The organism is Teichococcus coralli (assembly GCF_009829925.1).
Taxonomy (GTDB): Bacteria; Pseudomonadota; Alphaproteobacteria; order Acetobacterales; family Acetobacteraceae; genus Pseudoroseomonas; species Pseudoroseomonas coralli.
This window is the reverse complement of the sequence record NZ_SNVJ01000009.1, coordinates 187,313-199,252: the sequence shown is the minus strand read 5'-3', so window position 1 is coordinate 199,252 and position 11,940 is coordinate 187,313. Positions and strand designations below refer to the sequence as shown.

At 71.0% G+C, this 11,940-nt stretch carries 9 protein-coding genes; 7 read left to right on the top strand and 2 right to left on the bottom strand.

The features are described from left to right. Positions 1–284: 284 nt before the first annotated feature. Positions 285–2,012 (top strand): IlvD/Edd family dehydratase, encoded by a 1,728-nt coding sequence (locus E0493_RS12655; RefSeq protein ID WP_160937309.1) that lies wholly within the window; start codon positions 285–287, stop codon positions 2,010–2,012. A gap of 13 nt (positions 2,013–2,025) precedes the next feature. After that, on the top strand, positions 2,026–2,967 hold the full coding sequence (locus tag E0493_RS12650; protein ID WP_160937308.1) for a dihydrodipicolinate synthase family protein: 942 nt from the start codon (positions 2,026–2,028) through the stop codon (positions 2,965–2,967). A gap of 28 nt (positions 2,968–2,995) precedes the next feature. On the opposite strand, the gene E0493_RS12645 is transcribed toward E0493_RS12650, so the two are convergent. Further along, positions 2,996–4,003 carry a LysR family transcriptional regulator gene (locus E0493_RS12645; RefSeq protein WP_160937307.1) on the bottom strand — a complete coding sequence of 336 codons (1,008 nt, stop codon included), beginning with the start codon at positions 4,001–4,003 and terminating at the stop codon, positions 2,996–2,998. 538 nt (positions 4,004–4,541) lie between these two features. On the opposite strand from E0493_RS12645, the gene E0493_RS12640 reads away from it, so the two are divergent. From E0493_RS12640 to E0493_RS12620, 5 genes are all read left to right on the top strand, one after another. Continuing rightward, positions 4,542–6,062 carry an ABC transporter substrate-binding protein gene (locus E0493_RS12640; protein ID WP_160937306.1) on the top strand — a complete coding sequence of 507 codons (1,521 nt, stop codon included), beginning with the start codon at positions 4,542–4,544 and terminating at the stop codon, positions 6,060–6,062. Further along, on the top strand, positions 6,062–7,012 hold the full coding sequence (locus E0493_RS12635; RefSeq protein WP_160937305.1) for an ABC transporter permease: 951 nt from the start codon (positions 6,062–6,064) through the stop codon (positions 7,010–7,012). Before E0493_RS12640 ends, E0493_RS12635 begins: the two co-directional genes overlap by 1 nt. A gap of 85 nt (positions 7,013–7,097) precedes the next feature. Further along, the gene (locus E0493_RS12630; RefSeq protein ID WP_160937304.1) at positions 7,098–8,948 is read left to right on the top strand and encodes a dipeptide/oligopeptide/nickel ABC transporter permease/ATP-binding protein; all 1,851 of its coding nucleotides are present in this window, start codon (positions 7,098–7,100) and stop codon (positions 8,946–8,948) included. Beyond that, positions 8,945–9,958: an ABC transporter ATP-binding protein gene (locus E0493_RS12625; protein WP_160937303.1), complete on the top strand. Its 1,014-nt coding sequence runs from the start codon at positions 8,945–8,947 to the stop codon at positions 9,956–9,958. Before E0493_RS12630 ends, E0493_RS12625 begins: the two co-directional genes overlap by 4 nt. A 61-nt stretch (positions 9,959–10,019) precedes the next feature. Then, a complete protein-coding gene (locus E0493_RS12620) occupies positions 10,020–10,844 on the top strand; it encodes a creatininase family protein (RefSeq protein WP_367614508.1) in 825 nt (274 codons plus the stop codon). A gap of 38 nt (positions 10,845–10,882) precedes the next feature. On the opposite strand, the gene E0493_RS12615 is transcribed toward E0493_RS12620, so the two are convergent. Beyond that, entirely contained in the window at positions 10,883–11,899 is a 1,017-nt protein-coding gene (locus E0493_RS12615; RefSeq protein WP_160937302.1) for an SDR family oxidoreductase, read from the bottom strand. Positions 11,900–11,940: the final 41 nt, after the last annotated feature.

Genomic DNA, 11,940 nt, shown 5'->3' with positions numbered 1-11,940 from the left:
TCACCAACACACCCCAAAATCCAGCGCGACCTGCCACCATTCTTCCGTCGTCATATCCATATCGGCATATGCCGAGCCGAAGACGGCATTGGACGGTGATGCCTCCCTCTCCTAAACCCGACCGATTCAAGGCTCCCCCATGGAAGGCGGAGCCAGCCAGGGAGGCTGACCGCGATGCCGGTCCGTTCACGACGCCATCCGCTCCGCCCTAGCGGCGTGGCGCTTGCCGTCCGCTGGGCCGGCCTTCGTCACGGCGCCTCCCCTTCCCCGAGCGGAGACGTTCCATGAGCACCCGCAAGCCCCTGCGCAGCCAGGCCTGGTTCGGCCGGCAGGACAAGATGGGCTTCTACTACCGGTCCTTCCTCAAGAACCGCGGTTTCCCGCAGGACCAGTTCGACGGCCGGCCTGTCATCGGCATCTGCAACACCTGGTCCGAGCTGAACCCCTGCAACTCCCACTTCCGCACCATCGCCGAGCATGTCCGCTACGGCGTCCTGGATGCCGGCGGCTTCCCGCTGGAGTTCCCGGTCTCCTCGCTCGGCGAGGTGACCATGCGCCCGACGGCCATGCTCTACCGCAACCTGGCCGCCATGGACGTCGAGGAGGCCATCCGCGCCCACCCGCTGGACGGCGTCATCCTGCTGATGGGCTGCGACAAGACCACCCCCGCTTTGCTGATGGGTGCCGCCTCCGCTGACCTGCCCACCATCGGCGTCTCCGGCGGCCCGCAGCTCCGCGGCGTCTATCGTGGCCAGATGATCGGCTCCGGCACCAACATCATCTCCATGAGCGAGCAGCTCCGCGCCGGCGAGATCACGCTGGAGGAGTTCCACGAGGCCGAGGCGGGCATGAACCGCTCCTCCGGCCACTGCATGACCATGGGCACCGCCTCCACCATGGCCTCCCTGGTGGAGGCGCTGGGCGTCGGCCTGCCGGGGAATGCCGCCATTCCCGCCGTGGACGCCCGCCGCAACGAGCTGGCGCGCTTCGCCGGCCGCCGCATCGTGCAGATGGTGCATGAGGACCTCGTCCTCTCGAAGATCCTGGTCCGGGAGGCCTTCGAGAACGCCATCCGCACCCTGGGCGCCATCGGCGGCTCCACCAATGCCGTGGTGCACCTGCTGGCCATCGCCCGCCGCGTCGGCATTCCCCTGACGCTGGACGACTTCGACCGCCTCGGCCGCGGCGTGGACTGCGTGGTGGACCTGATGCCCTCCGGCCGCTTCCTGATGGAGGACTTCTACTACGCCGGCGGCCTGCCGGTGGTGCTGCGCGCCCTGGCCGAGGCCGGCAAGCTGCACAAGGACGCCCCCACGGTGAACGGCAAGTCCATCTGGGAGAACGTCAGGAACGCGGAGTGCTACAACCGGGAGGTCATCACCCCGCAGGACTCTCCCTTCAAGCCGGAAGCCGGCATGGCGATCCTGCGCGGCAACCTGTCGCCCGACGGCGCCGTCATCAAGCCCTCCGCCGCCTCGCCGGAGCTGATGAAGCACACCGGCCGCGCCGTGGTCTTCGAGAACATCGAGGAGCTGCACCAGCTGAAGGACGACGACAGCCTCGACATCGATGCCTCCTGCATCATGGTGCTGAAGAATTGCGGCCCGAAGGGCTATCCGGGCATGGCCGAGGTCGGCAACATGCCGATCCCGAAGAAGCTGCTGCAGCAGGGCGTGCGCGACATGATCCGCATTTCCGACGCCCGCATGTCCGGCACCGCCTATGGCACGGTGGTGCTGCACGTGGCGCCCGAGGCGGCCGCCGGCGGCCCGCTGGCCCTGGTGCGCAACGGCGACATGATCACCCTCGACGTCGCCGCCCGCTCGCTGCACCTGCATGTGGACGAGGCCGAGCTGGCCGCCCGCCGCGCCGCCTGGACCCCGCCGCCGCCGGCGGCCGACCGCGGCTACGTCAAGATGTACATCGACCACGTCCAGCAGGCGAACGAGGGCGTGGACCTGGACTTCCTCGTGGGGCGCAGCGGCTCGCCCGTGCCCCGCGACAACCACTGAGGAGGAAACAACCATGTCCCAAGCCCAGAGCAGCCAGCATCGCGGCCCCTATCGCGGCGTCTTTCCCGTGGTGCCGACCGTCTTCGACGAGGCGGGCCGGCTCGACCTCGACGGCCAGCGCCGCGCCGTGGACTTCATGATCGATGCCGGCTCGCAGGGCCTCTGCATCCTCGCCAACTTCTCCGAGCAGTTCGTGCTGACGGACGAGGAGCGCGAGCAGGTGATGCAGGCGGTGCTGAAGCACGTCGGCGGCCGCGTGCCGGTGATCGTCACCACGACGCATTTCGCCACCCACATCGCCGCCGAGCGCAGCCGCCGCGCCCAGGACCTCGGCGCGGCGATGGTCATGCTGATGCCGCCCTATCACGGCGCCACCATCCGCGTGCCAGAACTCGGAATCCATCAGTTCTTCAAGCAGGTCTCGGACGCGATCGACATCCCGATCATGATCCAGGACGCGCCGGTGGCCGGCACGCCGCTCTCGGCCGGCTTCCTGGCCCGCATGGCCAAGGAGATCGAGCATGTCTCCTACTTCAAGATCGAGGTACCGCAGGCGGCGGCCAAGCTGCGCGAGGTGATCGCGCAGGGCGGCGAGGCGATCGTCGGCCCCTGGGACGGCGAGGAGGCGATCACCCTGATGGCCGACCTCGATGCCGGCGCCACCGGCTCGATGACCGGCGGCGGCTTCCCCGATGGCATCCGCCAGATCATGGACCCCTACCAGGCCGGCCGCCGCGAGGAGGCGATGGACGCCTACCAGCGCTGGCTGCCGCTGATCAACTACGAGAACCGCCAGTGCGGGTTGCTGGCCGCCAAGGCGCTGATGGAGGAGGGCGGCGTGATCCGCTGCGGCCGCCCGCGCGCCCCGATCGCACCGCTGCACGACGCCACCCGCGCCGGCCTGATCGAGCTGGCGAAGCGCCTGGACGCCCTGGTCCTGCGCTGGGGCCACTGATCCACGGCCGGTGGGGTCCGGGGGAAAACTATCCCCCCGGCGGAGGGGGTTCGGGGGAGGCGGCGCCTCCCCCGAAGAGTTGCGCCGCGACCTGGTCGTAAAGCCGCCCCGCTGCCGGCGAAAGTGGCCGCACCCGGCTGCGGATGAGCCCGAAGGGCGGCACCGCCAGCCTCTGCCCTCCTTCCAGCGGCGGCAAGCGGCGGTATCGCCCGCCCGGTTCCAGCAGCTGCGCCACCGAGGCCGTGACGACGCAGATGGACGGCCCCTGCACCAGCGCCGCCAGCCCCAGCAGCACCGAATCCGTGTTCAGCACCCGCTCCGGCCCGGGCAGCCCGTGGCGCCGGAAAAGCCGCTCCACTTCCTGCCGCATCAGGCTGCCGGGCGGCGGCAGCACCCAGCCGTAGGCCAGCAGGTCCCTGGGCGCGACCGTCTCGCGCGCGAGCAGCGGATGACCCTCCAGCACCAGCAGGCAGAGCGCCTCCTCCGCCACCTCGCGGTACTCGAGGCCAGCAGCCTCCACATCCAGTGGAATACGCGCCAGCACGAAGTCCAGCCGCCCTTCCAGCAGGCGTGCCACCAGGGCGGGGCTGCTGTCCACCTCCACGGCGATCTCCAGCGCCGGATGCGCCCGCAGCACCGCCTCCACCGCCCGCACCACGATGTCCACCGCCGGCGCCGTCACGCTGCCCAGCGCCACCCGGCCGCCGGAGCCGGCCTCCAGGCTGTTCAGCTCCACCGCCGCCTGCTCCAGCTCCACCAGCGCCGAGCGCGCCCGCCGCGCCAGCGCCTCGCCCTGGAGGTTCGGCACGAGCCCTCTCGGCCGCCGCTCGAACAAGGAGGCGCCCACCATCTGCTCCACCTCGGCCAGCAGCTTCGATGCGGCGGGCTGGGTGATGCCGAGGCCCAGTGCCGCCCGGTTCAGGTTGCGCGTCTCGTCCAGCGCGGCCAGCAACTGCAGGTGCCGCAGCTTCAGCCGCGCACGCGCGAACCAGTTCGGCGCCAGGCGCCGCGACAGGTCGGCGGATGGGCGATCCATGCGAAGGTCACATCCTTTCTCGAACACCACTCAGCCCTGGTGTCCTGATCGCAAAGTCCTCCGGGCTTCGGCGCCGGGGCACCAGGCTCTGCTTTCAGGGGCCTGCTGGTCCGCCGCCTTCGTGGATAGGCCCAGAAGCTTCGTGGGCCGGACACTAGGGCGGGATCACGAGGCGGGAAAGGTCGGAAGAACGAGTGCCTCCCCGAACCCGCTTCTTCATTTTTGCCGTCCTGGGATGTGCCCGCGACGGGCCCGGCCTGAAAGCACGATCGCTGCGCGAGGATCTGAGCGCCCGTTCGAGAATGGCTGCGGGCCGGCCTGGCGGATCTTTCCGCGTCCGGGGCTTCAGACTTTCTTCGCATGCGCAAAATCCGGGCGCTTCGCGGCACCCGATACACGGCCCTGCTTCCCTTCGCGTCACTTTCCGTCCTCGCCCGGGCTTTTTTGCGGCTGCTTTCCTTGACGGATAGCGGCTTCTCACCGGACCCTTCCACCTGCGCATTCACGCGCGACGCTTCGCCAGGCTGGAGGCTTGCCCATGACCACCCTGCCCCGACGCTCGCTGCTGCTGGCAGGTGCGACGCTCCCGCTGCTGCGTCGCCCCGCGCGCGCGCAGTCCACCCCGGACACGCTCCGCTTCGGCCTCTCCGCCTGGCCGCCCAACCTGCAGCCCTGGGCGAGCACCGGCGCCTCCGCCGGCACCGTCAAGCTGCTGATCCACCGCAGTCTCGTCTCCTATGACAGCCAGGGTGAGCTGAGGGGCGAACTGGCCGAATCCTGGTCGCACGAGGATGACGGCGCCTGGGTCTTCCGCCTGCGCAGGAACGCGGTGTTCCACAACGGCGAGCCGGTCACCGCCGACGACATCAAATGGACGCTGGAACAGATCGCCGGCGAACGCTCCACCGCCTACATGCGCGCGCAGTTCCAGCGCGTGGAACGCATCGAGACGCCCGACGCGCACACCCTCCGGCTGGTGACAAAGGAACCCGTGGCCACGCTGCCGCACTGGTTCGGCGGCTACAACATGGCCATGGTCTGGCGGAAGTCGGCGCCCAACGAGCCTGTCGGCGCCGGCCCCTACCGCCTGACCGGCCAGGAGCGCGGCAGCTCGCTGGAGCTCACCGCCTTCGACCGCTTCTACAAGCCCGGCCTGCCCAGGCTGAAGCGCATCCGCTTCGTCGTCTATGCCGACGAGAACCTGCGCGCCGCCGCGCTGCAGTCCGGCGACGTGGACATGATCGAATACGTTCCCTGGCAGTCCATGGCCGCCGTCGAAAGCGACCCCGCGCTGAAGCTCGACGCGGTGGACGGGCCCTTCATGGACGTGCTGTTCAACGGCACGCGCGGCCCCTTCGCCGATGCGCGGGTGCGCCGCGCCGTGGCCCATGCCATCCGCCGCGAGGACATCGTCAAGACCGCCTTCTTCGGCCGCGGCAGCCCCCTCGAGGGCGTGCCCATCCCACGCGGCACGCCCTGGTACGACGAGCAGCTCGCGCATGGCTGGAACTACGATCCCGCCCGTGCCAAGGCGCTGCTGGCCGAGGCCGGCCACCCCGACGGCTTCCAGACCACCCTGCTCGCCACCGCGCAGTTCGGCATGCACAAGGACACGGCGGAGGTGGTGCAGCAGCACCTCGCCGCCATCGGCATCCAGTGCGAGCTGCGCCTGCCGGACTGGTCCACCCGCGTCAGCCTCGGCACGCGCGGGCAGTACGAGATCGCCATCCATGGCACGACGGCGGAGAACAACGACCCGGACGGGCTGAGCTCGGTGCTGGACACCACGCTCTCCCCCTCGCATGGCCGCTCCTTCGGGGTGCAGGCGCCGCGCACCGCCGCGCTGCTGGCCCAGGGCCGCGCGGAGTTCGACCCGCAGAAGCGCGTCGCGACCTACAAGGACATGCAGCGCGCGGCGCTGGAGGAGGTGCCGATGGTGGGCCTCGCCTGGCGTAGCCAGGGCTACGGCATGAAGCGCAACGTCCAGGGCTTCGCCAACCTGCCCGGCGCGCTGACCACCCTTTCCGGCACCCAGCTCGAAACCGCGGCGTTCGCCTGATGGCCTGGATCCTGCGCCGCATCGGCGTCTCCCTGATCCTGGCCTGGCTGGTGGCGAGCATCGTCTTCATGACGCTGCACCTCGTCCCCGGCGACCCGGCGGAGCTTCTGCTCTCGACGGGCGGCATCATGCCCGACCCCGGCGCGGTGGCCGAGCTGCGCGACCGCCTCGGCCTCAACGACCCGCTGCTGGTGCAATACGGCGGCTTCCTGCGCGGCCTCACGCGCGGCGACCTTGGCAACTCGCTGATCGACGACTATCCCGTGCTCGCCGAGGTGGCGCTGCGCCTGCCGCGAACGCTGGAGCTGATCTTCGCCGGCGCGATCCTCGCCATCGTCGTGGCGCTGCCGGCAGGCACCTACGCCGCGCTGCACCGTGGCGGGGCCTTCGACCGCGTCGCCTCCGGCCTGGCGGCGCTGCTGCTGGCGGTGCCGGTCTTCGTCGTCGGCACGCTGCTGATCCTGATGCTGGCGCAATGGCTGCGGGTGATGCCGGCGGGGGGCTACGTGCCCTTCGCCGACAATCCTGGCCGCCACCTCGCGCTGCTGGCCCTGCCGGCGCTCACCATCGCCAAGGGCCTGGCGGCCGTGCTGTTCCGCATGACGCGCGCCTCGGTGCTGGATGCGCTCTCGCGCGACCATGTCCGCACCGCCCGCGCCAAGGGCCTGACGCCGCGCGGCGTGCTGGTGCGCCATGTGGTGCGCAACGCGCTGATCCCGGTGCTGACGGTGCTGGGCCTGCACATGGGCACGCTGCTCGGCGGCACGGTGCTGGTGGAATACGTGTTCAACTGGCCGGGCCTTTCGACGCCGCTGCTGCGCGCCGTGGAGGCGCGCGACTATCCCATGGTGGTGGGCATCGTGCTGACGATCTCGGGCCTGTTCCTGCTGATCAACCTGATCATGGACCTGCTCTACGCGGCGCTGGACCCGCGGATCCGCGCGGCGTGACAATGGCGCGCGCCCAACTGACAGAAAAAAGAAAGGGGTTCGGGGAAACTCATTTCCCCGACCTTCTTGCCCAAGGAGGAAGGCCATGAAGCGCCTGATCGTCCCTGGTACCTTGGTGGGCCTGATCCTGCTGGCCGCCCTGGCCGCTCCCCTGCTGCCGCTGACGGACCCGATCCGCCAGGACATCATGCATCGCCTGGCCGGTCCCCTCCCCGGCTCCCCGCTGGGCCGCGACGAGTTCGGCCGCGACGTGCTCTCGCGGCTGATCTGGGGCGCGCGCACCAGCCTGGGCGTGGCCTTCGCCTCCGCCTTGATCGCCGGCATCTTCGGCACGCTGCTCGGCCTGATCGGCGGCTGGTTCAGGGGCCTCGGCGAGTTGCTGGCGGTGCGCAGCATGGACGTCATCCTCTGCTTCCCGCCCGTGCTGCTGGCGCTGCTGGTGGTCACGCTGATGGGCCCCGGCGCCGGCACGCTGATCCTGGTGCTCTCGGTGCTTTACCTGCCCGGCTTCGTCCGCGTCACCTATGCCGAGGTGCTTTCCGCCCGCAGCCATGACTATGTCGAGGCGGTGCGGGCGCTCGGCGCCCCGGCGCCGCGCATCCTGCTCCGCACGGTGCTGCCCAATGTCGCCGGGCCGGTGCTGGTGCAGCTCAGCCTCGCCGTCGCCTCGGCGGTGGTGCTGGAGAGCGGCCTCTCCTTCCTGGGCCTCGGCGTGGTGCCGCCGGCGCCTTCCTGGGGCCTGATGATCCGCGGCGCCCGCGCCACCATGGACCAGGCGCCAATGCTGCTGTTCTGGCCCTGCGCGGTGCTGACGCTGACCATCCTGGCGATGAACCTGCTTTGCGACGCGCTGCGCGACGCGGTGGACCCGCGCACCTCCGGCCCCCGTCCCCGGCTGCGCGCCGTGGACCGCCTGCTGCCCGGCCTGCTGCCGCGCCGCGACGCCACGCCCGAGTCGGTGCTGGACGTGCAGGGCCTCACCGTCGAGATCGACACCCCGCGTGGGCCGATCCGCCCGGTGCAGGAGGTTTCCTTCAACGTCCGGGCGGGCGAGACGGTGGCCATCGTCGGCGAGAGCGGCTCCGGCAAGTCGGTCAGCACCACGGCGCTGATGGGCCTGCTGCCGCCGGTCGCGCGCGTGGTGAACGGCGAGGCCTGGTTCGGCGAGACCGAGCTGCTGCGCCTGCCCGAGCCGGAGATGCGCAAGCTGCGCGGCGGCCGCATGGCGATGGTGTTCCAGGACCCGATGAGCAGCCTGAACCCGGTCTACCGCACCGGCGCGCAGGTTGCTGAGGCCATCCAAGCGCACCAGAGAGTTTCGGCCGAAGCGGCCTGGAAGCAGGCGGAGGGGCTGTTCCGCCGCGTCGGCATCGCCGACCCGGAGCGGCGGATGCGCGCCTATCCGCACGAGATGTCGGGCGGCATGCGGCAACGGGTGATGATCGCCATGGCGCTGGCCAACCGCCCGCACCTGCTGATCTGCGACGAGCCGACCACCGCGCTCGACGTCACCGTGCAGGCGCAGATCCTCGACCTGCTGGCCGAGCTGCAGCGCGAGACCGGCACCGCCATCGTCTTCATCACCCACAGCCTCGGCGTGGTGGCCGAGATCGCCCAGCGCGTGGTCGTCATGTATGCCGGGCAGGTGGTGGAGCAGGGCAGCGTGGCCGAGGTGTTCCACGACCCGCTGCATCCCTATACCCGTGCCCTGCTGGCCGCCGTGCCGGAGGGCGAGACCCAGCCCAGCGGCATCCCCGGCGTGGTGCCGCCGCCGCATGCCTTCCCCGAGGGCTGCCGCTTCGCGCCGCGCTGCGCCCATGCGATCCCCGCCTGCTCGGCCGCGCCCCTGGCGCTCGACATGGCCGCGCCCGGCCGCGCCGTGCGCTGCATCCGCTGGACCGAGCTGGCGCACCCGAAGGAGGAGGTGCCGGCATGAGCGGCGCGCTGATCGAGGCCCGCGGCCTTTCCAAGACCTTCCCGGGCAAGGGCATGTTCCGCAAGGGCCGCCCCGTGCAGGCGGTGCGCGGCATCGACGCCGCCGTGGCGCGCGGCGAGGCGGTGGGGGTGGTCGGCGAAAGCGGCTCGGGCAAGAGCACGCTGGGCCGCCTCATGCTTGGCCTGATGCCGGCCAGCGACGGCGAGGTGCTGGTCGAGGGCCGCCCCCTCGCCGGCGTCTCCGGCGCCGAGTGGCGGCGGCTGCGCCAGCGCCTGCAGATCGTCTTCCAGGACCCCTATGGCAGCCTGGATCCCCGCCGCAAGGTCGGTTCCCAGATCGCCGACGGCATCGTGCTGCACCACCGCGCCAGCGGCCGCGAGGTGGCGGAAAAGGTTTCCGCCCTGCTCACCCGCGTCGGGCTCGACCCCGCCCATGCGCAGCGTNTGCTCACCCGCGTCGGGCTCGACCCCGCCCATGCGCAGCGTTTCCCGCACGAGTTCTCCGGCGGGCAGCGGCAGCGCATCGGCATCGCCCGCGCGCTCGCCACCAACCCCGACTTCCTGGTGGCGGACGAGCCGGTCAGCGCGCTGGACGTCTCCATCCAGGCGCAGGTGGTGCAACTGCTCGACGAGCTGCGGCGCGACCTCGGCCTGGCGCTGCTGTTCATCAGCCACGACCTGCCGGTGGTGGCGCATCTCTGCGACCGGGTGATCGTGATGTATCTCGGCCGCGTCATGGAGGAAGGCCCTGCCAAGGCCATCTTCGCCGCGCCCGCGCACCCCTATACGCGCGCCCTGCTTTCGGCGACGCCGCGGCTCGACCCGGCCCGGCGGCTCACCCGCATCCTGCTGCCAGGTGACCCGCCCAGCCCGGCCAACCCGCCCTCCGGCTGCGTCTTCCGCACCCGCTGCGCGCACGCCGTCGAGGCCTGCGCGGCAACGGTCCCGGAGTTGCTGCCCTTTGAGGATGGGAGAAGGGTGGCCTGCATCCGGGTGGGCGAAATCGCGTGAAACACGCCTGGGGGAATTCATCTCCCCCTGACCTTTTACCCCGAAGAGGAGACCCACAGTCGTGGCACATCTGACTGAGCCCAAGGTCCACATGGGCACCATCACCGGCGGCGAGGCGCGCGAGCTGCTGGCGCAGAAGCCGGTGATCCTGCTGCCGATGGGCAGCCACGAGGACCAGGGCCCGCACGCCCCGATGGGCGACTACCTGCTTGCCGAGAAGGTGGCCGAACTCGCCGCGCTGCGCGCCACCGAAATGGGCACGCGCACCGTGGTCGCCCCTGTGCTGCCCTTCGGCGGCGCCGACCATTTCGGCCCGATGGTCGGCGGCATCGCCATCAGCCAGGCGACGCTCGCCCGCGTGCTGGAGGACATGTTCGGCTCGCTGTTCCGCAACGGGCTCTCCCGCGTCATCGTCATCAACGGCCATGGCGGCAATGTCGGGCCGATCGTCGAGGTCACGCGCGAGATCTACCGCCGCGACGGCACGCTGATCCCGAGCCTCTATCTCTGGCGCATCGCCTACGGGCTACTGCCCGGCATCCTGGGCGCCGAGAAGGCCAAGGCGGTCTCCGGCCATGGCGCCGACCCGCTGACCAGCCTCGGCCTGCACCTCTTCCCCGAGATGATGCGGCCGGACATGGTTCCCGCCGGCCGGCCGCTGCAGCGCAACAGCAAGCTGGACATCCCGCACATGACGCTCGGCGCCGGCAGCTTCGAGGGCGCCGAGGTGGGCCTGCCGATCGAGTATGACGAGGTGTACAACCAGGGCGTCGGCGGCGGCGACCCGAAGCTGAGCTCGGCCGAGACGGGCGCGGCGCTCGTGGAGAAGCTGACCGGCCTCTGCGCCCGCTTCATCCGCCACTACGACCAGCGCATGCCGGCCTGAGCGCAGAGGGGGCCGGCGCGCGGCCGGCCCCCGGCCCTTCACCGGTCCTGCTGCCGCCCGAGCAGGAAGCCCAGCCCGCAGGCCAGCAGCGCCGTGGCGGCCGCCGCGCCATAGCGCATCCAGGCGCCGTCCACCTGCACCGCCTGGTGCTTCGCCTCCCCCACGAAGGGGCCGAAGGCGCGCTCCACGCCCGTGACGGGGCGAAACAGGTTGCCCTCCCGCGGCTTGTCGAGCGGCGTGTCGCTCATCTGCCCCTCCACCGCCGTGCTGGCGAGATAGCGGTCGCCGATGCCGGGCGCCATCAGCCCGCTCAGGATGGCCAGCACCGTCGCGCCGCCGATCCAGCTTTCCCGCGCCGGGTTCTCCAGCGCCGCCACGATGTCGCGCGCCACCACCTGCGGCTCCACCGGCGCGCCCACGGGCCGCGGCGCGTGCGGCATCCGCGTGCGCGCCCAGGCGAATTGCGGGGTGTTCACCGAGGGCAGCTGCACCATCGTCACCTGGATGTTGCTGCTGTCGTGCCGCAACTCCGTGCGCAGGGAATCGGTGAAGCCGACGATGGCGTGCTTGGCGCCGCAATAGGCGCTCTGCAGCGGAATGCTGCGATAGGCCAGCGCCGAGCCCACCTGCAGGATCGTGCCGCGGTCGCGCGGCCGCATGTGCTTCAAGGCCGCCATGGTGCCGTGCACGTAGCCGAGATAGGTCACCTCGGTGACGCGGCGGAACTCCTGCGGCGCGATGTCGTGCACCGGGCCGAAGATGGTGGCCATGGCGTTGTTCACCCAGGCGTCGATCGGCCCAAGCTCCGCCTCCACCCGCTCGGCGGCGGCGAAGACGGCGTCGGCATCGGCGACGTCGCAGGGTAGCGGCAGCGCGGCGGCGGCGCCGTTGGCGACAAGTTGCCCGGCCAGTTCCTCCAGCGCCTCCCCGTTGCGCGCGATCAACCCGATGCGGGCGCCGCGCCGGGCAAGCTCCTGTGCCACCGCCCGGCCGACGCCAGCCGACGCGCCGGTCACCACCACCACGTCGCTCCGATGCTGCGGGTGCCTGTGCATCGCTGTCACCTCCCAGTGGGTCCATGGCCCCACGGCAGGTG